Below are 21,714 nucleotides of genomic sequence, written 5' to 3'. Positions count from 1 at the left end.
AACCGTTCCAGACTGCTTTCGCAACGTTTTTGGAAGAGCTGGGAACGACGTGGCCAACCAAGGCACGCGGTGGCGGCTAACGTTTGCCACGGCGGTCCAAACCCTGCCACCGCATTTGCCGCGGATCGCCATGGCATATCACCCCGAAGCCGAGATGAATCCAATCCCCCAAAAGACAAAACCCGCCGGACAGGGTCCAGCGGGTTTGGAACCGGCGACGACAAGCGTCTGCGGCGGCTCTGCATTGCGACCCTGCCTTGCGGCGGGTCGCGCTTGCAATCAGATCGCCTGACGGGCGATCCGCTCGATGTCGCCGCGGTTGATGCCGAGGTCGCTGAGCTGACGTGCATTGAGGCGGTTCAGTTCGCGAACGGTCTCATTGTACATGCGCCAGTTACGGAAAGCACGGATCGGGTTCATGGTAGTCCTCCTGAATTGGGTACGTTTCGGTGATGCTCAAATAGTGATCATCGAGCGGGACTTGAACAGCCGATTTTGCATAGCAATGATGCAAATGCTGCATTGCACCATTAAGCTTCTGTTCATCTTGTAGGCAGGGGCCAAGGGCGCTGGCCAGACCGTGTCGAGAGCCGGTCAGGCCGAGCCGAAAATGCTGACGTCCTAGCCTACGTCAAGCACGATCTTGCCGATATGCTCGCCCTCCTCCATCCGCTCATGCGCACGCCAGGCGTCGGTGAGCGGGTAGATCATGTCCATCACCGGGGCCACCTTGCGCGTGCCCAGCAGAGGCCACACCTGTGCCTCCAGCGCCGCCGCGATCGCCGCCTTGAATTCGACGGTGCGCGGCCTGAGCGTCGAGCCCGTATGGGTCAGCCGCTTGACCATGACCTTGGAAAAATCGGCACTGGCGACAGCGCCTGCCTGAACCGCGATCTGCACGATCCGGCCCTCGACAGCGGCGGCCTCGTAGTTTCGCTGGACATAGTCGCCGCCGACCATGTCGAGGATGACGTTGGCGCCTCGGCCTTCGGTCACCTCCTTGACCGCGGTGACGAAATCCTGCTCGCGGTAATTGATCGCACGGTCGGCTCCGATCTTCAGGCAGGCGTCGCATTTCTCCTGGGATCCGGCGGTGGTGATCACATAAGCGCCGAAGGCCGAGGCGAGCTGGATCGCCGTGGTGCCGATGCCGGACGAGCCGCCATGGACGAGCAGCGTCTCACCCTTCTTCAGGCCGCCGCGTTCGAACACATTGTGCCAGACGGTGAAATAGTTTTCCGGCACCGCCGCCGCTTCCGTGTGGGTGAAGCCCGCCGGCAGTGGCAGAACGCTGCCTGCATGAACCCTGACATATTCGGCATAGCCGCCGCCGGGCGTGAGCGCGCAGACCCTGTCCCCGATGCGCCAGCGCGATATCTGGTCGCCAAGAGCGGCCACTTCTCCCGACACCTCGAGGCCCGGCAGGTCCGATGCACCGGGCGGAGGCGGGTAGGCCCCCTTGCGCTGCTGCACGTCCGGCCGGTTGACGCCGGCGGCATGCACCTTGATCAGGATTTCGCCGGGGCCGGGCTGCGGTACGTCGCGCGTTTCCGGTTTCAGCACCCTTGGGCCACCCGGCTCCGAGATAGCGATCGCCGTCATTCGTGCCGGAATTTTCTGTCCGCTCGCCATGAAGTTTTCCGTCTTTCCTCGCCGCACTCTTACCGGCTGTTTGCATCGACGCCCTTGCCCTATGTATGCTCATTGCCAAATCAGGCAAATGGCCAATCTGGTCTGGCGGAGGAGGAGCAGCCATGGCGATCTTCGACGACGAACCCAAGAAGAAGGCACGTCCGCACGAGATCGGGCAAGACCTGTCGCTGCTTTCCGTCGGTGAACTGTCAGAGCGCATCGGTATCCTGCGCGACGAGATCGCCCGGCTGGAGGCCGAACTCAAGACCAAGGACACCACCAAATCGGCTGCCGAGGCGCTGTTCCGCCGCGGATAAATCGCTGGGGCAATCGCCCGCCGCCGAAAAGCCCGAATGCGACTGTCTTCAAACCCGCGTCCCCGCCCAGTCCCCCAGTCGGATCAAAAAATGCTCGCAGCCTACAGACCGATCCTTTCCCTGCTTCGCGGCACCGCCTTTCTTCTGGCGGCATCGGGATTGCACGGGCTGCTGCTGCCCTTGCGCGGCCAGGTGGAAGGGTTCTCGACCGCTTCGCTCGGCCTGATGGGGACGGCTTGGGCCGGCGGCTTCGTCACCGGCTGTTTCTTTGCGCCGCGCATCGTGCGCCGCGCCGGACATGTGCGCGCCTTCGGCGCCTTTGCCGCGTCCGGCGCGATCGTGGCACTGCTCACCGGCCTGATCATCGACGAGTATGTCTGGATCCTGCTGCGTGCCTTTACCGGCTTCACCATGGCCGGCGCCTTCATGGTCATCGAGAGCTGGCTCAACGAAAAGGCCACCAACGAGAACCGCGGCACCGTCTTCGGCCTTTACATGATGGTCACCTATGCCTCGATCATGGGCGGCCAGATGATCGTCGCCGGCGGCGACGTGAAATCGGCGTCGTTGTTCATGATCACCGGCATCCTGTTTTGCCTGTCACTGATCCCGACCGCGGTTTCGACCGCCTCGCATCCCAAGCCGCTGCAGGACGTCAAGCTCGACGTCAACGGACTCTACGCCAACTCGCCGGTGTCGGCGATCGCTTGCCTTTTGATCGGCATCGCCAACGGCGCCTGGGGCACGCTCGGCGCCGTCTACGGCGCCCGCATCGGAATCTCCACCGCCGAGATCGCCTTGATGATGAGCCTGGTGGTCGTCGCCGGCGCCGCCATGCAACTTCCGGCCGGGCGCCTCTCCGACAAGACCGACCGGCGTTTCGTGCTGGCCGGTGCCGCCTTCGGCGCGGCGCTGTTTGCGCTGCTCATCTTCCTGTTCGAGCCGCGCTCGGCGGTCTTCGTCCTCGTCTTCACCGCCGCCTACGGCGCTTTCGCCTACACGCTCTATTCGATCGCCGTGGCGCATGCCAACGACCACGCCAGTGCCGAGGATTTCGTCAAGGTCTCGGGCGGCCTGCTGCTGCTCTATGGCTTCGGCACCATGATCGGCCCCTTGCTGGCGGCAGCGCTGATGGGCTGGATGCGCCCGGAGGGCCTGTTCCTGGCGACAGCCTTCGCGCATCTGTCGCTGGCCGGCTACACGCTGCTGCGCATCAGCCGCCGCGCGCCGGTGCCGATCGGAGATCGCGATGCCTTCAAGACGCAGCCGGCCGACCGTTCGGTGACCCCCGAAGCATTGCGGCTCGATCCGAGAAGAAAAGCAGAAGCAAACAGTTGAGATTTGAAAAACTTTGCCTCACAAATGAGGCATGATGTTTTCCGACGCCTTCATGGCGATCGCCGATCCCAATCGGCGCCATCTTCTGGAAGAACTTCGACGCGGTCCGAAGACCGTCAACGAATTGGCGGCCGGGCTGCCAGTCTCCCGCCCGGCGGTATCACAGCATCTGAAAGTGTTGCTCGACGCCGGACTGGTCAATGCCAAGGCTGAAGGGACGCGGCGTGTCTATACGGTGAGCAATGCCGGCTTCCTCAGACTCAACATCTGGCTCGATCAATTCTGGGAAGCCTGATCCTCTTCGGTCAGCAGCCACAACGATCAGGTTTCCATCCGCAAAAACTTGCCGAGAAGATCGAGCAACACCCCGGTCCCATGCTCGCGTGTGCCGGACGTGTCATGGCCATCCAGGAAAGCGCCCTGCTCGGTCAGCACCAGGCGCGTGCTCTTGTCTTCGGCAAAAAGTTCGATCGTGGCCAGCGACACCGAAATTCTGATATCGCCAAACAGCATGTCGTAGCTGTAGACGATGCGCTGGTCGGGCACGATATCCCAGTAAGTGGCGGTGTAGACGTGGATCGGCCCATCCTTCGGCCCTCCGGCATTGATCTCCTTGCCGCCGACGCGAAAGTCCAGTTCGTATCGGCTGGGCATCGGGTTGCCCGGATCGGTGAACCAGTGCCGCTTGGCGTCCGGATTGCTGAGCGCGAAAAAGACCTTCGATGGCGCCGCGGGATAGAGGCGCTCGATAACGAAGGTGGAGTGGACGACGGAACGTTCGGTCATGGCTTGGGTCCTCGCTGGTCAACTCGATTGGTTCGGCGGAATGAAGACACCGTTGCGATAGGCAGCGCCGAAATAGACCTCGACACTGCGCAGCCGGTCGCCGCGAAACACGTGTAGCTCGGTGTTGCGGAAGGATTTTCCGTCCACCGTTTCGCAGCCATACAGAACGAAGGCGGCAGCCCCGTCTTCGCAAATCCGCTCAATCGTCATCGACCGGAACAGCTTGCCATTCGGCCAGCAGCGCTCGATGGTCGTGCGATCGATGGCGTCGTCATAGGGGCTGGTGAAGGTGAAGTCGCCGGCCAGCGCTGTCTCCATCACGGCGCGGTCGCTGGCCTGAAAGGCCGCGAAATTGCCGCGGACGAGGTCGGATTTGCTCTTTGACATGGCATGCTCCTCTTCAATTCTCCGCAAGAAAATCGCCGAGCCGATCCAGCCGGCGTTCCCATGAGAGGCGCCGCTCATTGATCCAGTGTTCGGCCGCGCGCAGCGCCTTCGGCTCGATCTGGCAGGTGCGCACCCGTCCGACCTTTTGCGTGCGCACGAGGCCGCTCGCCTCCAGGAGATTGAGGTGCTGGACGACCGCCGACAGCGACATCGCCAGCGGCTCGGCCAACTGGCTCACCGACGCCGGGCCGCGTGATAGCCGGTCGACCATCTGCCGCCGCGCCGGATCGGCGAGCGCCTGGAACATCAGGTCGAGTTGGGCGGGATCGTGCAGCATCGCGATCAGCCGTTGTTGTAGGGAAAGAACTTGAAGTAAGGCTGCGCCTCCTCGATCACCCTGGTGAAGGCGGCGCGCTGCAGCAGGCGGTCGTGATAGCGCTTCACGGCGGGATAGCTGTCGCCGAACGGCTCGACCTTGTTGGCATAGAAGAGCGCCGGAGACGCCGCGCAATCGGCCATGGTGAAGATATCGCCCACAGCCCATTCCCTCGACAGCATCTCCCGTTCGATGATGGCGTAGGAATTGCGCAGCTGGCTCCGCGCCTGCTCGACACCGAATGGATCGGTCTTGTCCTGCGGCCGCAACCTGTCGCCGACGATCTTCTGCATCGGCTCCTGCACATAGAAATCATAGAAGCGGTCGGCCTGGCGGACCGCCAGCGCCAGGTCGATGCCTTCGGGAACGAGGTCAATCGGTCCCGGATAGTGCGCGGCCAGATATTCCACGACGATGGTCGATTCCAGCACCGTCCGGTCACGCGCCTCGTCGCGCAGCGCCGGCATCTTGCCGGTCGGCGAAACCTTCAGAAAGGCAGCGCGCGATTGCTCGTTGCCTAGGTCGACGATGACGGGCGCAAAAGGCGTGGCGTTCTCGTAGAGCGCGATCAGCGGCTTCCAGCAAAAGGAGGCCAGCGGATGGAAATGCAGCGTCAGGGACATTCTTGTGCTCATCTGTTCTGTGGAAACACTGAAGCATTTACTTAACTATTGCGGCAGGCCTCGCTCGTCAAGGCTCGCCCACGAAGTCTCAGCTGGATCGGACATGCTCGACAATGGCGGCTTCTATATCAGGCCAGTCATCCGGATGCAGTTCGTGACCGCCGCCTTCGACACGAAGGAGTTTCGCGCCGGCAACTGCTTGGGCCAAGGCCTCGCCATGCTCGACCGGAAAGATCGGATCCGACGTGCCGTGGATGACCAGAAGCGGCACCGCCAGTTCGTGCAGGCGACCCTTCCATTGGTCATTGCCCTTGAGCATGAAATGATTGGTGGCGCTGAGCAAGCCGCCGGACCTGGTATAATCCCGCTCGATGAACGCCCTCATCCCGGCCTCGTCGAACCGATGCGCGGTGCTGGCGATCGCGCGTGCATCGCTGACCATGAAGTCGATGACCTGGCGGCGGTCCGCCCAGTCGACCTTGGTCCCATCGGCCGAATGCTCCATATAGGCATCGGTCGTTTGCGGCAGATGCGACGTGTCGGTCCCCACGGGCGAACTGCTGATCACGGTCAGCGAAGCGACGCGCAAAGGGTGCCGGAGCGCGACGAATTGCGCGATCATGCCGCCCATCGACATGCCCGCGACATGCGCATTGCCGATGCCGTGACTGTCGAGAACGGATATCGCGTCGTCAGCCATGTCGTCGAAAGTGTAGGGCGGCTGTCCCACCAGATATTTGGTCGACCGGCCAGTGTCGCGATTGTCGTAGCGGATCACGTAAAGGCCGGCATTCGCGAGCTCCCGGCAAAACGCCTCCGGCCACCACAGCATCGAGGCCATCGCGCCCATGATCAGCAACAGCGCCGGATCCGCCGGATCGCCAAAGGCTTCCGATATGATCTCGGGACGGTCTTTGCTCGTCATTTCATGGCCTCCTCATCTGCTTGCATTTTGCAATCGGTTGCACGATAGTAAAACCGATACGATAATGCAACCGGTTTTGCGGAGAAAATGAAATGACCCTCGATCGCCGGTCCGGCTGCCCGATCAACCTTTCGCTCGAGGTGTTCGGCGATCGCTGGAGCCTGATCATCCTGCGCGACATGATTTTCGGCGGCAGGCGCCATTTTCGCGAGCTGCTCAACGGCTCGATGGAGGGTATCGCCTCCAACATCCTCGCCGACCGTTTGAAGCGGCTGATGGAGCTCGGCATGCTGACCAAGGCGGACGATCCGAGTCATAAGCAGAAGGCGATCTACAGCCTGACCGAGATGGCCATCACGCTGGTGCCCATCCTGGCCCATCTCGGCGCCTGGGGCCGCGTCTGGCTGCCGATAAGCAAGGAACTCTCGATCCGCGCCGAACTCCTGGAAAAGGGCGGACCTCCAATGTGGGAGAAATTCATGGACGAATTGCGCCATGAGCATCTCGGCACCCCCCTCGACACAGCGCCCGGCTCCTCTGTCCGCGCGACGCTGCAGGCCGCCTATGAAGCGGTGGTTGCCGAAAAGGCCCGCAACGCCTGACCAACTATTTTCCCCGTTGAAAGGCCCGTTCTGCTACAAAGGACGGAAATCACACTTCACGGGATTGGATACGCTCTTGGTTGAGAACTCTAGGGACACTGCCCGCGCGCGTGCCGATCTGCGCTTCAAGAAGCAGGAAGAGGCGGCGACGGTCCGGCAGAAAGCCATGGCCGAATACGTCGCCGAGAGCGATGCCCGCAAGGTCAAGACCGACAAGCTGCGGGCGCTGCGGCTGGCCAAGGAAGCCGAAGATCTAGCCAACGCGCCTGCCGCACCTGCCAAGAAGCCGGCCCGCGCCAAGAAAAAATAGCCCCCGTCTCTCCACCAATGCCTCGTCCTGGATCGAGCGTCCTGACGCATCCGACAGGCACGCCTTCATCCCGCTGCTTCGCGGGAAGCAATTTCAACCGAAAGCGGGATTGCCTGGTCCGGCTGGCCGGCGATGATTGGGCTGTTCAACAGGAGATTGCCATGACCGCGCTGTCGCTCGAAAAAGCCGTAGAGATCATCAATGCCGCCTTCGCCAGGGGCGCCGATCTCAAGCTCAAGCCGCTCGGCGTCTCGGTGCTCGACGCCGGCGGGCACCTGGTCGCCTTCCAGCGCCAGGACGGCGCCTCGTTCCTGCGCCCGCAAATGTCGGCCGGCAAGGCTTATGGCGCGCTGGCGATCGGCATGGGCTCGCGCAGGGTCGAGGCCTTCGCCAAGGAGCGCCCGCATCTGGTTGCCGGCATTTCCGACGTGTCGGGTGGACGCGTGCTGCCGGTCGTAGGCGGCGTGCTGATCCGCGACAAGGCAGGCAGTGTCATCGGCGCTGTCGGCATTTCCGGCGACACGTCTGACAATGACGAGGCGGCCGCGATTGCCGGCATCGAAGCCGCCGGCTTCGCCGCCGATCCGGGCTGAGGTTCCGGTCTAATTCAAATTGATGTCGCGGCTGGCCGACCGCATCGACACCGCGAACCCGGCCAGCACGTCGAACAGCGCGATGATCAGCAGCGTGAAGAAGATGGAGTGCGCGGCACCCTTCACCAGCAGAAACTCGACCAGGAAAGCAACGAAGACAAGTGTCGACAACAGATGGTCCATGATCGAGGCGGTGGTCGTGCGCGCCGACTTCACCATTTCAAGGAACAGAAAAATCAGCCCGATCAGCACGATCAGGTCGCCGAGCGTCATCGAGAACACCCCGCCCGACATCATGCGGAACGAGAACATCTCGCTCGCCCACGGATCGTCGCCGCCGCCGAATATACCGAGCAGGCCGAGATTGTAGAGCACGAAAGGCACGATCAAAAGCGGGACGGCACCGAACATCTGGCGTCTCCATATGGGGGCACCTTCTGTAGAATGCCCCACAGGCACGGCGTCAAGATTTTTCGTGCGCGGCCGCAAACACGGTCGAATACCGGATGCAACAACCATGTCAGCCGGTTGCCCGGCCGACATGAAAGACGAGACAAAAAAGCTCAGCGCTTGAAGTAGCCGGCGCGCAGGGCAAGGCCAAAACGCAAAAAGACCGGCCAGAAGCCGGTCTTTTGTAACTCGGTTGCTTGGGAAAAGCTGGTCTCAGCTTTCCTTGGGCGTCAGCACCTGGCGACCGCGATACATGCCGGTCTTCAGGTCGATGTGGTGCGGGCGGCGCATTTCGCCGGAGTTCTTGTCCTCGACATAGGTCGGGGCCTTGAGGGCGTCGGCCGAGCGGCGCATGCCGCGCTTGGACGGAGAGGTTTTGCGTTTCGGAACGGCCATGGATATGCTCCACTACATGGTCAAAAGCCCCGCCCGCCCTCGTGAAAGGGCCATGTCGGGGCCTAAATCTGAGAAAGTCGGGTGCCTATACACGCCTGACACCGTTTTGGCCAGCACTGTGGTGAATCTTTTTTATACCGGCTAGTCCAGGCAACCGACATAGGCGCCGGAGCGGCCGGCGCGCCGCTCGATCAGATTGGCGAGCCTTCTCAAGCCCGGCCCTGGTTTTGCCGGATTGCGGGCGATCGGATTGGGCAGCGTGACGGCGAGAAGGGCCGCCTGCCGTCTGGACAGCTGCTTTGCCGAAATGCCGAAATGGTGCCGCGCCGCCTCCTCGATGCCGTAGATGCCGGGCCCCCACTCGGCGATGTTGAGATAGATCTCCATAATGCGCCGCTTCGACATCACCGCGTCGAAATAGACGGCCAGCGGCAGTTCGACGACCTTGCGCACCGAGCCCAGCGGCCGCGACCACAGGAAGAGGTTCTTCACCGTCTGCATGGTGATGGTCGAGGCACCACGCGTCGCCTCGCCGGCCAGCGCATCATCGACGACCCCCCTGAGCTCGCCAAGATCGACGCCGCGATGAAAGCAGAACTGCCCGTCCTCCGACATGATGACCGAATGGGCGAGCACAGGCGCGACATCATCGATCGACACCCAGCGCCGGTCGTAGCCGGAGAATGTCGCGAGATCCTTCAGCATCAGCGTCGACACTGGATGCACGAAGGACGGCAGGTAGAGAAAGGTCAGCACCACCGGGATGAGCGCCAGCACGGCGGCCACGACGATGCCGCGCCGGACCCAGCGCTTGAGACTGCGGCGGCTCACGCCTCGCAATCTCGTCGCCATGTCCAGCTTTTCGGTCTCATGATCGACGATCGGTTCCGCCAAGCCGCCCAACCCATGCCAGAGAACTCGCTTTGAAACTCGCTCCTGGGAGTCATGTGAGGGTGTTTTCGAGAACCGGAGCGGAGCGTACATTCGAGTACGTGAACACCGGAAGCGCGGAAAACGCCTTCAGATGACCGCAGGAGATGAGTTTCCAAACGGGCTCTTACCGCCCCGGCATAATGGCGCTTGCCTTCTTGCGCAACGTCTGAGTGTCGGCTACCGGTCCCGGCCATGACGAATGACGACGAAATGGCGTTCGAAATGGCGCTCATCAGGCGCGCGGCCGCCGTCGAGGTGATGCTGCGTCGCTTGCTCGACGACCGCCCGCTTTCGGGTGAGATCGCTCGGCCCGATCGTCTGATGGCGGCGATGCGCCATGGCGTGTTGAACGGCGGCAAGCGCCTGCGCCCCTTCCTGGTCATGGAAAGTGCCGCCCTGTTTTCCGCCGATGGCGAAGCGGCGTTGCGCGTCGCGGCGGCGCTCGAATGCGTGCATTGCTATTCGCTGATCCACGATGACCTGCCGGCGATGGACGACGATGACCTGCGCCGCGGCCAGCCGACCGTGCACAAGGCCTTTGACGAAGCCACCGCCATCCTCGCGGGCGACGCCTTGCTGACGCTTGCCTTCGACATCATCGCCGGCGAAGCGACGGCGCTGCCGGCCGAACGACGCGCAGCCCTGGTGCTAGCGCTCGCCCGCGCCGCCGGGGCCGGTGGGATGGTCGGCGGCCAGAAGCTAGACCTCGAAGCCGAGCAAGTGCGACCGGACGAGGCCGGCATCATAACGCTGCAGGCGATGAAGACCGGCGCGCTGATCCGCTTCGCCTGCGAGGCGGGTGCGATCCTGGCCGGCGCACAGTCGGATGACCTGGAAAGGCTTGCCGAGTTCGGTTCGGCGATCGGCCTGGCCTTCCAGCTCGCCGACGACCTGCTGGATCTGACGGCCGACGCCGAGCAGATGGGCAAGGCGACCGGCAAGGATGCCGCCGCGGGCAAGGGTACGCTGGTGGCCCTGCACGGCGCGGATTGGGCACGCAAGCAGCTCGACGGCCTCGTCGGCCAGGCGCACGCGCTGCTCGAACCTTATGGCGAAAAGGCTGCCCTGCTGAAAGCCGCGGCGATCTTCGTCGCAACCCGTAACAGCTGACGGCAGGCTCATGTCGGTTGCGCGGCGCACCTGCGGTCCACCAACGAAATCTTAATGTAAATGAAGCGTAATCCCAATCCTTAGAATGATGCGTATGTGTTGGGGTTGCGCATGCCGGAATATTCTTCTTTTATCCGGTCCGTCCGGATACGCTATCTTTCAGGATTGTTGGTTTTCGCGCTGGCTTCAGCCGCCATCATGGTTGCGCTCAATCGCGTCAATTCCTTGCGCCATGAAATCGATGCGCTGAGCAGCAATCTCGTCATTTTCACCCGCGATCTGCGCAACGCCACCAGCTTCGCCGAGACAACCAGTTCCGCCTGGCGGATCGAGACGCGCGATGCGCTGACGGCTTCGGCGCGCGACCATTCCGAGCGGCTGACCGGCGAGATCGAGACCCTGACCGCCCAGCTCGCCGCGATCCGCCCGCGCCTGTCGGCCAAGACCGTCAGCGAGCTCGCGGCCGCTTCGGTCAATGGCGACCTGTTCTGGTCGCCGCGTGACATGGTTCGCAACTTCAACCTGATGTCGGTGGCGCAAAAGACCGATGAATGGAGCACTCGCGAGATCCGCAACCAGAACGACCTGTTCGTTCAGCCCATGCTGGTGCGTGTCCGCACCGCGATGGACGACGAACGCCATCAGGCGGATGCCTCCAGCGACCGGCTGCTTTTGTGGGCAAGCGGCCTGTTGTTTGCCGTCCTTGGCATCGTCGCTTTCTGGATCTTCCGGCCGATGGAACAGGCGATCCGTCGCGCCTTTGCCCAGTCGGCCGAATCCTTGTTCAAGGCAGAGGCCGCCGACCGCGCCAAGTCGGAATTCCTGGCCAATATGAGCCACGAGATCCGCACACCGATGAACGGCGTGCTCGGCATGGCCGAATTGCTGGCCAAGACCGAGCTCAACCCGCGCCAGAAGACGTTCACCGACGTTATCGTCAAGTCGGGCAACGCGCTGCTCACCATCATCAACGACATCCTCGACTTCTCGAAGATCAATGCCGGGCAGTTGACGCTCGATCCTGCCCCCTTCCGCCTCTCGGAAGCGGTGGAGGACGTGGCGACGCTTGTCTCGGCGCGCGTCGCCGAGAAGAACCTGGAGCTCATCGTGCGCGTCGACCCCAGGCTGCCGGCCTATGTCGTCGGCGACGCCGGCCGCTTCCGGCAGATCGTCACCAACCTGGTCGGCAATGCGGTGAAATTCACCGAGAAGGGCCATGTGCTGATCGATGTCGGCGGCGAAACCGTCAACGACGTCGTCCAGCTCAAGCTGCGCGTCGAGGACACCGGCATCGGCATTCCGGCCGAGAAATTGCAGAACGTGTTCGAGAAGTTCGCTCAGGTCGATGGCTCCTCGACCCGCCGTCACGAAGGTACCGGCCTTGGGCTCGCCATCGCCGCCCGCCTCGTCGATATGATGGCCGGCAAGATCGGCGTCGAGAGCGAGATCGGCCGTGGCTCCGTCTTCTGGTTCGCCGTGCCGCTGCCGGTCCACCGTGCCGAGGCGCGCGACGCCATCGTGCCGGTCGACGTCACCGGCGCGCGCGTGCTGGTCATCGACGACAATCCGGTCAACCGCGAGATCCTGCTCGAACAGCTCAGAAGCTGGAGCTTCGACTGCGCCGCCGCCGAAAGCGGCGCGGTTGGCCTCGCCTTCCTCGATCGCGCCTGCCAGCTCGGCGCCAGCGTCGACTGCATCATCCTCGATTATCAGATGCCCGGCATGAACGGCGCCGATGTCGCCCGCGCCATCGCCGCCGACAGCCGGCTGTCCACCATCCCAGTCGTTATCCTGACCTCGGTCGACCAGGTCGATTTCGGCAAGATGATCATCGACTTCGGCATATCGGCGCATCTGACCAAGCCAGCGCGCTCGGCGGTCCTGCTCGGCACCGTCATCTCGGTCATCCAGAAGGCGCGCTCGCAGGTCGGCAAGGCGCACTTCATTCGCGAACCGATCCAACCGATGCCTCAGCCGGCGCCGCCGGCCTTCACGGTAATCCGCGGCCCCGCCATGCCGATTGCGGCAGTGCCGGAATCGAATGCCGCGCCGAACAGCCCGATCGACATCCTCATCGCCGAGGACAATGACGTGAACCAGATGGTGTTCGGCCAGATCCTCAATGGGCTGGGCTTGAGCTACCGCATCGCAGGCAATGGCCGCACCGCGGTCGAGATGTACCGGTCGCTGCATCCGAGGCTGGTTCTGATGGACGTCTCGATGCCGGAAATGAACGGCTACGAGGCGACACGCGCCATCCGGGCCATCGAGGCGTCGTCGGGCGGCCACATTCCGATCATCGGCGTCACCGCGCATGCGCTGAAGGGCGACCGCGACAAGTGCATCGAGGCCGGCATGGACGACTATCTGCCCAAGCCCGTTTCGCCCGATCGCCTCGGCGCCAAGATCGGCACCTGGCTCAGCGAAACGGTGGTGGCCAAGACGGCCTGAACTCCGTCCGGCGTCAGACGGCTGCGTCCAGATGGTAGCGGCGCATCCAGTCGAGGCTTGTCGCGTCGGCGAGCTTCGCGACACCCGGTTTCACATCCCCGGCGTTCGGCGACTGTACACCCAAGGCCTGACAGATGGAAATCAGCGTTGCCGCCGGGCTGCTTGAAAGCCGCTCGTAGCCAGTCCGCAGTGGCGTTATGTCTTGCTCGGCGAACCATGTGTTCCACGCTGCGTCATAGGCCTCAAGCTCGGCGACTTCGTCCCTGATACGCTGGAAATCGTACCGCGGTTCTCCTGGCGATCCGACCCTTTCGATCTCCGTTCCATCGGAAGCGACGTGCCAAAGGCCGGTCTGCTCCGCCTTGACCAGGGAGACAGCCTGCGCAAGCTTGTTCTCACGCGACAGATGCACGTAGAGAACGCGACCGAAAGCCCTTTCGAAACGCGCTTTGTCCGACACAAGCCCCGGAAAAATCCGGTCGAGGATCGCTGAAAGCTCGTCCAGGTTTTCTCGCATCAGGCGAAGACCGAAGATTTCCGTACCACCCTTGCCGGCATCGATCGCCGCATTGAGATAGGCAAGCTGGAATTCAAGCTCGCCCATCGTGTCGCGAGGCGGCAGGTTCCATTCTTCGGCCCACTCCGACACATCCTGCCGCCGATAGAATGAGTGTGGATCGCCGGTCGTTCTGGTGGCCGCCAGCAGTTTGCACAGCAAGGTGCTGCCGGTTCTGGGCGTGCCGCAGATAATGTACGCGTCGAACATCGCTGTCCCTGTAGCTGCCGAAGGCGGACCAGCCCACCGGTCCGGCGCCGCTATAGCTGAAATCGTTGCTGGATACGATGGGCACATTCCAACGGCGTGTGCCCCCGTGCAGCCCAACCCTCCTCGGCTACCGGTTGCGCACCACCACGCAGGCGCCACCGATGCTTTGCAGTTTCTGGCAGATGACATTGGCGGCGGCGCGGTCGTCGACGCCGATCCGGACCGCGTAGATGCCGCGCCGGCCGATCGGCGTACGCACTCGGCTGACCACCGGATCATGCCCGGCAAGCAGGGCCGGAAAACGGCCCCGTACCCTGAGCCATTGGCTGATCGCGGCGCTGCGGCGGAAATTGCCCGCCACCTGAATGCCCCATGGCTTGATGTTGATTGAGGCCATCGCCACGGTTCTGGACATGATCACCGGCAGCTTGCGGCAGGCGACCGCGAAATCCAGCTTGGCGTCGAGTGGCTCGACTTTGCCGGCATAGGCCCGGTCGGTGAACTTGTCGACGGGCTCGCCCATCACGTCGAAGACATAGCTTTCCGTCTCCATCGGCAGGAAGCCACCGGAATTCAGCCAGCGCGACACCCGGCTCTCGCCGGCATTGTAGGCAGCGGCCGCCAAACCGAGATTGCCATAGCCGGCCTTCATTTCGGCGAGATATCTAGCCGACGCCGGAATCGCCTGGTTGATGTCGAAGGAATTTTCAAGCCCCCGCATCTTGGCGGTGCCCGGCATGAACTGGGCAATGCCTTCGGCGCCGACAGGGCTCACGGCGTTGGGATCGAACCGGCTTTCCTTCCAGATCAGGCGGGCGAAGAAATCCCGAGGCAGGCCGTTCTGATCGGCATGCGCCTGGATCAGGTTACAGACCTTGTCGATCAGCCGCTGCTTGGCCGATTGCGGTGGATCCGCCTGGGCAAGCGTCGACCAGCCCATGCCACACAGGAAAATCAGCGCCACCCACGGGAAACGCCGCATCTGGCTTACTCTGCCGCGGCCTTGCCGCCCCGACCGAAGCGCTGGTCAATATAGTCGGCGACCATTTTCTCGAAATCCGCCGCGATCGACGGCCCGCGCAGCGTCGCCGCCTTCTTGCCGTCGACGAAGACCGGCGCGGTCGGCGTTTCTCCGGTGCCGGGCAGCGAAATGCCGATATCGGCATGCTTGGATTCACCGGGACCGTTGACGATGCAGCCCATCACCGCGACCTTGAGGTTCTCGACGCCCGGGTATTTCTCCCGCCACACCGGCATGTTCTTGCGCAGGTCCGCCTGGATGTTCTGCGCCAGTTCCTGGAACACGGTGGAGGTGGTGCGGCCGCAGCCCGGGCAAGCCGCGACGATCGGCACGAACTGCCGGAAACCCATGGTCTGCAGCAGTTCCTGCGACACCTGCACCTCGCGGGTGCGATCGCCATTGGGCTCCGGCGTCAGCGAGATGCGGATGGTATCGCCAATGCCTTGCTGCAAGAGGATGCCCATGGCCGCGGAAGACGCGACGATGCCTTTGGAGCCCATGCCGGCCTCGGTGAGGCCGAGATGCAGCGCATGGTTGGAACGGGTCGCAAGCTCGGTGTAGACGGCGATCAGGTCCTGCACGCCGCTGACCTTGGCCGACAGGATGATTTTTTCGCGGCCAAGACCAATTTCCTCGGCCATCTCGGCCGACAGGATCGCCGACTGCACGATTGCCTCGCGCGTCACTTCCTGCGCCGTCAGCGGGAAACCCTTGTCCTGGTTGTCGTCCATCAGCCGCGTCAGAAGCTCCTGGTCAAGCGAGCCCCAGTTGACGCCGATGCGCACCGGTTTGTCATGTTTGATCGCCATCTCGACGATCGCCGCGAACTGCCGGTCCTTCTTATCCTTGAAGCCGACATTGCCGGGATTGATGCGGTACTTGGCCAGCGCCTCGGCGCAAGCCGGATGATCGGCCAGGAGCTTATGTCCGATATAGTGGAAATCGCCGACCAGCGGCACGTTGATGCCAAGCCGCTGCAGCCGCTCATGAATGCGCGGCACGGCGGCGGCACTTTCATCGCGGTCGACGGTGATGCGCACGATCTCGGAGCCGGCGCGGTGCAGCGCCGCGACCTGCGCGACTGTCTGGTCGATATCGGCCGTGTCGGTGTTGGTCATCGACTGAACGACCACCGGCGCGCCGCCGCCGACGACCACGCCGCCGACATCGACGCCGACCGAGGTGCGGCGGGGGAAGGGAGAAGAAAAATATCCGGTCATGCCGGCAGCCTTTTGTCTCTGGAGCGCTATGCGTCTCTCTGAAGCGCGTGCGTCCACCTGGACGCACAAGCCGGGGCCGATGCGTTGAAGTCCGGCATGAGGTGGAGGAGCAAAGATGGCTTGTCAATGGCGACAGGTCGCCACTGGCAGCAATTGGTCCCGGCCGGGACCTGAAACAGCACACGAGCTGGCAGCGGCCAAGCGGGCAAGATGGGTCCGAAGGATATTAGTTTCCGCTTATGGTGCAGCGCTGAAAATCGCAATCACTGCACCGGCGGCTGGCGCCGCCGGCAAGGCCAGTGGTGAGCGGCTATGTCAGGTGAGGATCAATGCGTGGTTGGTTGCGCCCTCAGTTTCTCAATCGCATCCTTGAGTGCCAGCTTGCGTCGCTTGAGATTCCCGATTTCGAGGTCATCAACCGACGGGTGATTCATCGCGTCATCGATTTCGCGTTCGATGTCGCCGTGTTTCCGCTGCAACTCATCAAGATGGGATGCAAGAGACATGATTGGTTCTCCCTTTCATGGTTTCCTCGATTGCAGCCGCCAAGGCACGTCCACCGCAGGTCGTATCTGTGACGGCACAATGACAGTGTGCCACCATCGAGCAGCGATGTCGAATGCTGCGTGGTAGCATTCCACGACAACGTGAAATGTGATATGGGCTGCGCGCCGGTGGCAGAAATTGCCGCCCCCGCCCAACCAGGCCCAGTTTTGGGCGCCGCAGACGTGCAGACGGTAGAGAATGTCCGATCAGGAACAGGCCGATACTCGCCTCGAATTTTCCCGGCTGAAGCAGGAACACGCCGATTTCGATGCCGCGATCAACGCGATGATCGCCATGAATTGCGACCCGCTGCAGATCCAGCGCATGAAAAAGAAGAAGCTGTTCCTCAAGGACCGGCTGATGAAGCTGGAAGACAGGATCATTCCGGACATCATCGCCTGAGACGGAATCGCGCCGCCGGCACTTTCCGCCTATGCGCCGATCGAGAGCCCGGCGGCGCGGCCGCGCAGCAGGCGGATGAGATCGGCGGTCCGCTCCTCCGACGTATCGATCGGAACCACCAGGCACATCGTCGCCTCGACCTTGCCTGGCGCTGAAAAGACCGGCACGGCAAGGCATTTCGTGTAAGCGTCGACCAGGCCCGACGTGACGCAGTAGCCGGTCACCCCTGCCTTTGCGATGTCGGCGATGAAATCGTCGAGCCGCAGCTTGCGCCCGTCAGGCAGCACGAGATCGTCATCAGACACCATGGCTTCGATCGCGGCTCTATCCAGCCCCGCAAGCAATAGCCGACCAGACGCGGTCCAGGGCAGCGGTATCTGCAGGCCGGTGGCCGAACTGATGCGGAACGGCCTGGTACCAGGGCTGGAATGGACGATCGTATAGCGGCCGCTCTGCAGCATGCACAATTCCGAGGTCTCGCCCGTCTCGCGCGACAGATGGTCGACCTCCTGGCGCCCGCGCCGCAACAGGTCGTTGCCGCGCACATAGTCCATCCCGTAGAGGTAGAGCTTCTTGCCGAAATAGACGCGATTGCCGTCGCCGGCCATTTCCAGAAGGCCGGCGTCGACCAGCGACCGCACCAGCGTGTAGGTGGTCGAACGCGGCGCATTGACGCCCTTGGCGAGATCGCCAATCCCGATCGCACGCTGCGTCGTGTGAAGGAACTCCAGGATCTCCAGGACCCGGTTGAGGCCCTTTTCACGGGAGCCCGGCGCCTTCTCGTCGGCCGAAGCAGCCAAAACACTACCATCTTGCATTGTCGATTCCCGGTGCTAGTATCTGTCTGGTACAGGATACATGCGTCTCTTGTAAGAGACAATCTTTGACAATCACTGCCGCGTGTATGGCCTGTGCATAGGGGAACACAACACGAAAGGAGGTCGCCGTGAACGACACATCCGGAAGACGTGATTTTCTGAAATTGGGAATGGCGGGACTTGCCACGGCCGGCGTGCTGGCAGCCGTCGATGCGCAGAAGGCCGCCGCACAGGCCGCATCCGACAGCCTGCTGCGCACCGTGCTCGACAGAGGCAAGCTGATTGTCGGGACCGGCAGCACCAACGCGCCCTGGCATTTCGAGAACGATGCCGGCGAACTGGTCGGCATGGATATCACCATGGGCCGCATTCTCGCCAAGGGCCTTTTCGACGACCCGACCAAGGTCGAGTTCGTCATGCAGGATCCGGCCCAGCGCATTCCCAACGTGACCACCAACAAGGTCGACATCACCATTCAGTTCATGACCATGACGGCGCAGCGCTCGCAACTGATCAATTTCTCCCGGCCCTACTATGTCGAAGGCGTTGCCTTGCTGACCCTGCCGACCGCCGAGAACAAGACCTTCGACAAGCTGCTGGCCGGTGGTTCGGCGACACGCATTTCCATCCTGCAGAATGTCGACGCCGAAAGTTCCGTCCACTACGCTCTGCCGCAGGCCCAGGTATTGCAGATCGACACCCAGGCGAACGTGCTGCAGGCGTTGGAGTCCAAGCGCGCCGACGCCGCCGCGGTCGACCTGTCCACCGTGCGCTGGCTCGCCTCGCGCAATCCCGACAAGTATTTCGATGCCGGCAAGAGCTGGTATTCGATGCTTTACGGCGCCGCACTGCGGCAAGGCGATTTGGACTGGCTGACCTTCGTCAACCAGACTTTCACCATCGCCATGTTCGGCCATGAATCGGCGCTCTACGACGCCGCCTTCAAGGACTATTTCGGCCAGGAGCCGCCGGCGCGTCACCCCGGCTTCCCGATCATCTGATCCCGGACTACGGAAGGGTGGCGTTGTCGCCCTTCCGTAATCGACTCGACGTCCTTCACACCGAGGCGGATGCATGGGCTATGCCCTTAACTTTAACCTGATCTGGCGGCATTTCGACAAGCTCTGGGGCGGCCTGCTGCTCAGCCTCGAGCTTGCCGTGATCTCGATCGCCATTGGCGTTGTCATCGGGCTGGTGCTCGCGGTCTGGTACGTCTCGGCCGGACGCGTCGTGCGGGCGGTGATCGCCGCCTATGTCGAATTCATCCGCAATGTGCCGCTGATCCTGCTGGTCTATCTCGTTTTCTATGGCCTGCCCACCGTGGTCGACCTGGCCTACAGCGCACCAACCTCGTTTGTATTGACCCTGTCGGTCTATAGCGGCGCCTATCTGGTCGAGGTGTTTCGCTCCGGGCTTGAGGCTGTCCCGCGCGGCCAACTCGACGCCGGCAAGGCGATCGGCCTGACGCCATGGCAAAGGCTGTTGCACGTGCGCCTGCCGACCATGCTGCGCATCACGCTGCCGGCGCTCTCCAACACCTTCATCTCGCTGTTCAAGGACACCTCGATCGCCTCGGTCATCTCGGTGCCCGAACTCACCTTCGGCGCCCAGTGGATCAACTTCAACACCTTCCGCATCGTCGAGGTCTACTTGGTCACGACGGCGATGTATCTGGTAACCGGCTATGCGCTGCTTTTCGGGCTGCGGCTCGTCGAGCGCCGGTTCAGGGCGGCGCGCTGACATGCTGAGCCAGATCCTCTACGCACTGCCCTTCCTGGCCCAGGGCTTCGCCGTGACCTTGTGGGTGTCGCTGCTGGTGGTGGTGCTGTCGCTCATCGCCGGCGTCCTGCTGGGCGTCGGCCTGGTCTATGGTCCCGCCCCTTTGCGCTGGGCGGTGCGCATCTTCTCGGACACCATTCGCGGCATTCCGATCCTGGTGCTGATGTTCTTCGTCTATTACGGCCTGCCTGCAATCGGGCTGCATCTGCCATCGTTCTGGGCCGCGGTGTCCGCGCTCACCCTGTTCAAGACGGCGCAGGTCATCGAGTATCTCAGGGGCGCGGTCGGCTCGATCCCGAAGGGACAGTCCGAAGCCGCGATGGCGATCGGGCTGACCTTTCGCCAGAGGCTCACCTACGTCATCTTTCCGCAGGCCTTCAGGCGCTTCCTGCCGCCCTGGATCAATGGCGTCACCGACGCGGTCAAGGGCAGCGCGCTGGTGTCGCTGCTCGGCATCACCGATTTGATGCAGGCTATCAACCAGGTCATCGGCCGCACCTATGAAGCGATGCCGCTCTATATACTGGGCGCGCTCCTCTATTTCGCGGTCAACTACGCACTCTCGCTCGCCAGCCGGCGGCTCGAGCGGCGTTTCTCCTTCATCCGGGAATAGCAACGATGTCCGAAGCCCCAAACGCCAGTCCCGCGCTGCTCGACGTGCGCGATGTCTCCAAGGCCTTCGGCGCCGTCGACGTGTTGCGCTCCGTCAGCCTTCAGGTGAAGCGCGGCGAGGTGGTGACCGTCATCGGCCCTTCCGGCAGCGGCAAGACCACGCTGCTGCGCTGCGTCAACTTCCTGGAGAGCTACGACAGCGGCTCAATCCGCATCGACGGCAAGGAGGTCGGTTTTCGCGAAGCCGGAACGCGTCAGCGCCGTAGCGAACGCGATCTTGCCGCCATGCGCGCCGAGACCGGCATGGTGTTCCAGAGCTTCAACCTCTTCCCTCACCTGACGGCGGCCGGCAACATCATGCTGGGTCTGACCAAGGTGAGGGGAAAGAACGAAGCCGAGGCGCGATCGATTGCCGAACACTGGCTCGGGCGCGTCGGCCTTGGCCACAAGGCCGACAGCCTGCCGGCCGAACTCTCCGGCGGCCAGCAGCAGCGCGTCGGCATAGCCCGCGCCGTGGCCATGGAACCGAAGATACTGCTGCTCGACGAGATCACCTCCGCGCTCGATCCCGAACTCGTCGGCGAGGTGCTGGCAGTGGTGCGCAGCCTCGCGGAGGATGGCATGACCATGCTGATGGTAACCCACGAAATGGCCTTTGCCCGCGACGCTTCTAGCCGCATCGTCTTCATGGCCGATGGCGGCGTCAGCGCCGTCGGGCCGCCGAAGGAGATCCTCGCGGCGGAGACCAGCAACGAACGCCTCCGTACTTTCCTGGCGCGCTTCCGAGCCTCGCATTTCTAAACTCAGGCGGCCAAAGCCGCCCAAGGAGCCTTCATCCATGACGCCTTATATCAGGCTCGCCGAACTCGGCCTGACGCTGCCCGAGCCGCCGACGCCGATCGCCAACTTCGTCACCCATGCCGAGAGCGGGCGGCTGATCTTCCTCTCCGGCCAAGGGCCCCTGCGCGCCGACGGCACGCTCTGCACCGGCAAGGTGGGCGAGGACGTGACGGTCGAGCAGGCCTATCAGCATGCCCGGCTGACCGGGCTCAATCTGCTTGCCGTCATGCATGCAGCCGCCGGCGATCTCGGCCGTATCGTGCGCGTCGTCAAGCTGCTCGGCTTCGTCAACGCGACGCCGACCTTCAGCGACCATCCGAAGGTGGTCAATGGCTGCTCGGACCTGTTCGCCGACGTCTTCGACAAGATCGGCGGCCATGCCCGCTCGGCGATCGGCGTCGGCTCGCTGCCTGGAAACATCACCGTCGAAATCGAAGCGGTCGTCGAGATCGCCGCCTGACCTGCCACCCACGGGATTAGC

The 21,714-nt window shown here is 62.9% G+C and carries 29 protein-coding genes; 14 read left to right on the top strand and 15 right to left on the bottom strand.

Annotated elements, in window-relative coordinates; genetic code table 11:
* Positions 1 to 279: 279 nt before the first annotated feature.
* Both FJ936_RS19580 and FJ936_RS19575 read right to left on the bottom strand, forming a co-directional pair.
* Entirely contained in the window at positions 280 to 420 is a 141-nt protein-coding gene (locus FJ936_RS19580; protein ID WP_013892619.1) for a DUF1127 domain-containing protein, read from the bottom strand.
* 201 nt (positions 421 to 621) lie between these two features.
* Complete coding sequence (locus tag FJ936_RS19575) at positions 622 to 1,632, bottom strand: NAD(P)H-quinone oxidoreductase (RefSeq protein WP_140662729.1); 1,011 nt, start codon at positions 1,630 to 1,632, stop codon at positions 622 to 624.
* A 122-nt stretch (positions 1,633 to 1,754) separates the two neighbouring features.
* On the opposite strand from FJ936_RS19575, the gene FJ936_RS19570 reads away from it, so the two are divergent.
* The 3 genes from FJ936_RS19570 to FJ936_RS19560 all read left to right on the top strand — a co-directional run bounded on the left by FJ936_RS19570 (position 1,755) and on the right by FJ936_RS19560 (position 3,582).
* Positions 1,755 to 1,949: a DUF1192 domain-containing protein gene (locus FJ936_RS19570; protein WP_015315356.1), complete on the top strand. Its 195-nt coding sequence runs from the start codon at positions 1,755 to 1,757 to the stop codon at positions 1,947 to 1,949.
* Between the two features lie 90 nt (positions 1,950 to 2,039).
* A complete protein-coding gene (locus tag FJ936_RS19565; protein ID WP_140616693.1) occupies positions 2,040 to 3,287 on the top strand; it encodes an MFS transporter in 1,248 nt (415 codons plus the stop codon).
* A gap of 31 nt (positions 3,288 to 3,318) precedes the next feature.
* A complete protein-coding gene (locus tag FJ936_RS19560) occupies positions 3,319 to 3,582 on the top strand; it encodes a metalloregulator ArsR/SmtB family transcription factor (RefSeq protein WP_010911936.1) in 264 nt (87 codons plus the stop codon).
* 26 nt (positions 3,583 to 3,608) lie between these two features.
* Here FJ936_RS19560 and FJ936_RS19555 read toward each other — a convergent pair whose 3' ends face one another.
* The 5 genes from FJ936_RS19555 to FJ936_RS19535 form a co-directional block, all read right to left on the bottom strand.
* Complete coding sequence (locus FJ936_RS19555; RefSeq protein WP_140616692.1) at positions 3,609 to 4,073, bottom strand: SRPBCC family protein; 465 nt, start codon at positions 4,071 to 4,073, stop codon at positions 3,609 to 3,611.
* An 18-nt stretch (positions 4,074 to 4,091) separates the two neighbouring features.
* Complete coding sequence (locus tag FJ936_RS19550; RefSeq protein ID WP_140792659.1) at positions 4,092 to 4,460, bottom strand: DUF4440 domain-containing protein; 369 nt, start codon at positions 4,458 to 4,460, stop codon at positions 4,092 to 4,094.
* Between the two features lie 13 nt (positions 4,461 to 4,473).
* Entirely contained in the window at positions 4,474 to 4,797 is a 324-nt protein-coding gene (locus FJ936_RS19545; RefSeq protein WP_015315351.1) for a metalloregulator ArsR/SmtB family transcription factor, read from the bottom strand.
* A 5-nt stretch (positions 4,798 to 4,802) separates the two neighbouring features.
* On the bottom strand, positions 4,803 to 5,459 hold the full coding sequence (locus FJ936_RS19540) for a glutathione S-transferase family protein (RefSeq protein WP_140720077.1): 657 nt from the start codon (positions 5,457 to 5,459) through the stop codon (positions 4,803 to 4,805).
* Positions 5,460 to 5,547: 88 nt separating this feature from the next.
* Positions 5,548 to 6,384: an alpha/beta hydrolase gene (locus tag FJ936_RS19535; RefSeq protein ID WP_140662723.1), complete on the bottom strand. Its 837-nt coding sequence runs from the start codon at positions 6,382 to 6,384 to the stop codon at positions 5,548 to 5,550.
* Positions 6,385 to 6,476: 92 nt separating this feature from the next.
* Between FJ936_RS19535 and FJ936_RS19530 the strand changes: the two genes are divergently transcribed.
* The 3 genes from FJ936_RS19530 to FJ936_RS19520 all read left to right on the top strand — a co-directional run bounded on the left by FJ936_RS19530 (position 6,477) and on the right by FJ936_RS19520 (position 7,889).
* Positions 6,477 to 6,986 carry a helix-turn-helix domain-containing protein gene (locus FJ936_RS19530; RefSeq protein WP_140792661.1) on the top strand — a complete coding sequence of 170 codons (510 nt, stop codon included), beginning with the start codon at positions 6,477 to 6,479 and terminating at the stop codon, positions 6,984 to 6,986.
* Positions 6,987 to 7,062: 76 nt separating this feature from the next.
* Entirely contained in the window at positions 7,063 to 7,296 is a 234-nt protein-coding gene (locus FJ936_RS19525) for a hypothetical protein (protein WP_140792663.1), read from the top strand.
* 161 nt (positions 7,297 to 7,457) lie between these two features.
* Positions 7,458 to 7,889, top strand: a complete 432-nt coding sequence (locus FJ936_RS19520; protein ID WP_015315346.1) for a heme-binding protein — start codon at positions 7,458 to 7,460, stop codon at positions 7,887 to 7,889.
* A 9-nt stretch (positions 7,890 to 7,898) separates the two neighbouring features.
* Here the strand turns inward: FJ936_RS19520 and FJ936_RS19515 are convergent, their stop codons facing one another.
* The 3 genes from FJ936_RS19515 to FJ936_RS19505 form a co-directional block, all read right to left on the bottom strand.
* Complete coding sequence (locus FJ936_RS19515) at positions 7,899 to 8,300, bottom strand: hypothetical protein (protein ID WP_140792665.1); 402 nt, start codon at positions 8,298 to 8,300, stop codon at positions 7,899 to 7,901.
* Between the two features lie 252 nt (positions 8,301 to 8,552).
* Positions 8,553 to 8,735, bottom strand: coding sequence for a 50S ribosomal protein L32 (gene rpmF / locus FJ936_RS19510; protein WP_008834724.1), 183 nt, complete (start codon positions 8,733 to 8,735; stop codon positions 8,553 to 8,555).
* Between the two features lie 141 nt (positions 8,736 to 8,876).
* On the bottom strand, positions 8,877 to 9,638 hold the full coding sequence (locus tag FJ936_RS19505) for a transglycosylase domain-containing protein (protein WP_140792667.1): 762 nt from the start codon (positions 9,636 to 9,638) through the stop codon (positions 8,877 to 8,879).
* A gap of 222 nt (positions 9,639 to 9,860) precedes the next feature.
* Between FJ936_RS19505 and FJ936_RS19500 the strand changes: the two genes are divergently transcribed.
* Together FJ936_RS19500 and FJ936_RS19495 are read left to right on the top strand one after the other, a co-directional pair.
* Positions 9,861 to 10,778, top strand: a complete 918-nt coding sequence (locus FJ936_RS19500) for a polyprenyl synthetase family protein (protein ID WP_140792669.1) — start codon at positions 9,861 to 9,863, stop codon at positions 10,776 to 10,778.
* Between the two features lie 111 nt (positions 10,779 to 10,889).
* Entirely contained in the window at positions 10,890 to 13,229 is a 2,340-nt protein-coding gene (locus FJ936_RS19495) for a response regulator (RefSeq protein ID WP_140792671.1), read from the top strand.
* Positions 13,230 to 13,242: 13 nt separating this feature from the next.
* On the opposite strand, the gene FJ936_RS19490 is transcribed toward FJ936_RS19495, so the two are convergent.
* From FJ936_RS19490 to FJ936_RS19475, 4 genes are all read right to left on the bottom strand, one after another.
* Positions 13,243 to 14,112, bottom strand: coding sequence for a Stf0 family sulfotransferase (locus tag FJ936_RS19490; protein ID WP_246680498.1), 870 nt, complete (start codon positions 14,110 to 14,112; stop codon positions 13,243 to 13,245).
* A gap of 10 nt (positions 14,113 to 14,122) precedes the next feature.
* Positions 14,123 to 14,977 carry a lytic transglycosylase domain-containing protein gene (locus tag FJ936_RS19485; RefSeq protein WP_140792673.1) on the bottom strand — a complete coding sequence of 285 codons (855 nt, stop codon included), beginning with the start codon at positions 14,975 to 14,977 and terminating at the stop codon, positions 14,123 to 14,125.
* A gap of 5 nt (positions 14,978 to 14,982) precedes the next feature.
* A complete protein-coding gene (ispG, locus tag FJ936_RS19480; protein ID WP_140616683.1) occupies positions 14,983 to 16,236 on the bottom strand; it encodes a flavodoxin-dependent (E)-4-hydroxy-3-methylbut-2-enyl-diphosphate synthase in 1,254 nt (417 codons plus the stop codon).
* Between the two features lie 326 nt (positions 16,237 to 16,562).
* Entirely contained in the window at positions 16,563 to 16,742 is a 180-nt protein-coding gene (locus FJ936_RS19475) for a YdcH family protein (RefSeq protein WP_015315338.1), read from the bottom strand.
* A 238-nt stretch (positions 16,743 to 16,980) separates the two neighbouring features.
* On the opposite strand from FJ936_RS19475, the gene FJ936_RS19470 reads away from it, so the two are divergent.
* Complete coding sequence (locus FJ936_RS19470; protein WP_015315337.1) at positions 16,981 to 17,184, top strand: YdcH family protein; 204 nt, start codon at positions 16,981 to 16,983, stop codon at positions 17,182 to 17,184.
* Between the two features lie 29 nt (positions 17,185 to 17,213).
* Here FJ936_RS19470 and FJ936_RS19465 read toward each other — a convergent pair whose 3' ends face one another.
* Positions 17,214 to 18,002, bottom strand: a complete 789-nt coding sequence (locus tag FJ936_RS19465) for an IclR family transcriptional regulator (RefSeq protein ID WP_141906883.1) — start codon at positions 18,000 to 18,002, stop codon at positions 17,214 to 17,216.
* A gap of 170 nt (positions 18,003 to 18,172) precedes the next feature.
* Here FJ936_RS19465 and FJ936_RS19460 point away from each other — a divergent pair, with 170 nt between their 5' ends.
* From FJ936_RS19460 to FJ936_RS19440, 5 genes are all read left to right on the top strand, one after another.
* A complete protein-coding gene (locus FJ936_RS19460; protein WP_181171462.1) occupies positions 18,173 to 19,003 on the top strand; it encodes a transporter substrate-binding domain-containing protein in 831 nt (276 codons plus the stop codon).
* Positions 19,004 to 19,076: 73 nt separating this feature from the next.
* The gene (locus FJ936_RS19455; protein ID WP_015315334.1) at positions 19,077 to 19,742 is read left to right on the top strand and encodes an amino acid ABC transporter permease; all 666 of its coding nucleotides are present in this window, start codon (positions 19,077 to 19,079) and stop codon (positions 19,740 to 19,742) included.
* A gap of 1 nt (position 19,743) precedes the next feature.
* Positions 19,744 to 20,394, top strand: a complete 651-nt coding sequence (locus FJ936_RS19450; protein ID WP_140616680.1) for an amino acid ABC transporter permease — start codon at positions 19,744 to 19,746, stop codon at positions 20,392 to 20,394.
* Positions 20,395 to 20,399: 5 nt separating this feature from the next.
* On the top strand, positions 20,400 to 21,194 hold the full coding sequence (locus FJ936_RS19445; RefSeq protein WP_140822516.1) for an amino acid ABC transporter ATP-binding protein: 795 nt from the start codon (positions 20,400 to 20,402) through the stop codon (positions 21,192 to 21,194).
* Positions 21,195 to 21,231: 37 nt separating this feature from the next.
* Complete coding sequence (locus tag FJ936_RS19440; protein WP_015315331.1) at positions 21,232 to 21,693, top strand: RidA family protein; 462 nt, start codon at positions 21,232 to 21,234, stop codon at positions 21,691 to 21,693.
* The last annotated feature ends 21 nt before the right edge of the window (positions 21,694 to 21,714 follow it).

Source organism: Mesorhizobium sp. B2-4-13, from assembly GCF_006658535.1.
Classification (GTDB): Bacteria; Pseudomonadota; Alphaproteobacteria; order Rhizobiales; family Rhizobiaceae; genus Mesorhizobium; species Mesorhizobium australicum.
This window is presented reverse-complemented; position numbering and strand designations above follow the sequence as displayed.

Coding starts and splice junctions, on each gene's coding strand:
- FJ936_RS19580 (WP_013892619.1), bottom strand. CDS start 420: ATGAACCCGATCCGTGCTTTCCGTAACTGGCGCATGTACAATGAGACC.
- FJ936_RS19575 (WP_140662729.1), bottom strand. CDS start 1,632: ATGGCGAGCGGACAGAAAATTCCGGCACGAATGACGGCGATCGCTATC.
- FJ936_RS19570 (WP_015315356.1), top strand. CDS start 1,755: ATGGCGATCTTCGACGACGAACCCAAGAAGAAGGCACGTCCGCACGAG.
- FJ936_RS19565 (WP_140616693.1), top strand. CDS start 2,040: ATGCTCGCAGCCTACAGACCGATCCTTTCCCTGCTTCGCGGCACCGCC.
- FJ936_RS19560 (WP_010911936.1), top strand. CDS start 3,319: ATGATGTTTTCCGACGCCTTCATGGCGATCGCCGATCCCAATCGGCGC.
- FJ936_RS19555 (WP_140616692.1), bottom strand. CDS start 4,073: ATGACCGAACGTTCCGTCGTCCACTCCACCTTCGTTATCGAGCGCCTC.
- FJ936_RS19550 (WP_140792659.1), bottom strand. CDS start 4,460: ATGTCAAAGAGCAAATCCGACCTCGTCCGCGGCAATTTCGCGGCCTTT.
- FJ936_RS19545 (WP_015315351.1), bottom strand. CDS start 4,797: ATGCTGCACGATCCCGCCCAACTCGACCTGATGTTCCAGGCGCTCGCC.
- FJ936_RS19540 (WP_140720077.1), bottom strand. CDS start 5,459: ATGTCCCTGACGCTGCATTTCCATCCGCTGGCCTCCTTTTGCTGGAAG.
- FJ936_RS19535 (WP_140662723.1), bottom strand. CDS start 6,384: ATGACGAGCAAAGACCGTCCCGAGATCATATCGGAAGCCTTTGGCGAT.
- FJ936_RS19530 (WP_140792661.1), top strand. CDS start 6,477: ATGACCCTCGATCGCCGGTCCGGCTGCCCGATCAACCTTTCGCTCGAG.
- FJ936_RS19520 (WP_015315346.1), top strand. CDS start 7,458: ATGACCGCGCTGTCGCTCGAAAAAGCCGTAGAGATCATCAATGCCGCC.
- FJ936_RS19515 (WP_140792665.1), bottom strand. CDS start 8,300: ATGTTCGGTGCCGTCCCGCTTTTGATCGTGCCTTTCGTGCTCTACAAT.
- rpmF (WP_008834724.1), bottom strand. CDS start 8,735: ATGGCCGTTCCGAAACGCAAAACCTCTCCGTCCAAGCGCGGCATGCGC.
- FJ936_RS19500 (WP_140792669.1), top strand. CDS start 9,861: ATGACGAATGACGACGAAATGGCGTTCGAAATGGCGCTCATCAGGCGC.
- FJ936_RS19495 (WP_140792671.1), top strand. CDS start 10,890: ATGCCGGAATATTCTTCTTTTATCCGGTCCGTCCGGATACGCTATCTT.
- FJ936_RS19485 (WP_140792673.1), bottom strand. CDS start 14,977: ATGCGGCGTTTCCCGTGGGTGGCGCTGATTTTCCTGTGTGGCATGGGC.
- ispG (WP_140616683.1), bottom strand. CDS start 16,236: ATGACCGGATATTTTTCTTCTCCCTTCCCCCGCCGCACCTCGGTCGGC.
- FJ936_RS19475 (WP_015315338.1), bottom strand. CDS start 16,742: ATGTCTCTTGCATCCCATCTTGATGAGTTGCAGCGGAAACACGGCGAC.
- FJ936_RS19470 (WP_015315337.1), top strand. CDS start 16,981: ATGTCCGATCAGGAACAGGCCGATACTCGCCTCGAATTTTCCCGGCTG.
- FJ936_RS19465 (WP_141906883.1), bottom strand. CDS start 18,002: ATGCAAGATGGTAGTGTTTTGGCTGCTTCGGCCGACGAGAAGGCGCCG.
- FJ936_RS19460 (WP_181171462.1), top strand. CDS start 18,173: ATGGCGGGACTTGCCACGGCCGGCGTGCTGGCAGCCGTCGATGCGCAG.
- FJ936_RS19455 (WP_015315334.1), top strand. CDS start 19,077: ATGGGCTATGCCCTTAACTTTAACCTGATCTGGCGGCATTTCGACAAG.
- FJ936_RS19450 (WP_140616680.1), top strand. CDS start 19,744: ATGCTGAGCCAGATCCTCTACGCACTGCCCTTCCTGGCCCAGGGCTTC.
- FJ936_RS19445 (WP_140822516.1), top strand. CDS start 20,400: ATGTCCGAAGCCCCAAACGCCAGTCCCGCGCTGCTCGACGTGCGCGAT.
- FJ936_RS19440 (WP_015315331.1), top strand. CDS start 21,232: ATGACGCCTTATATCAGGCTCGCCGAACTCGGCCTGACGCTGCCCGAG.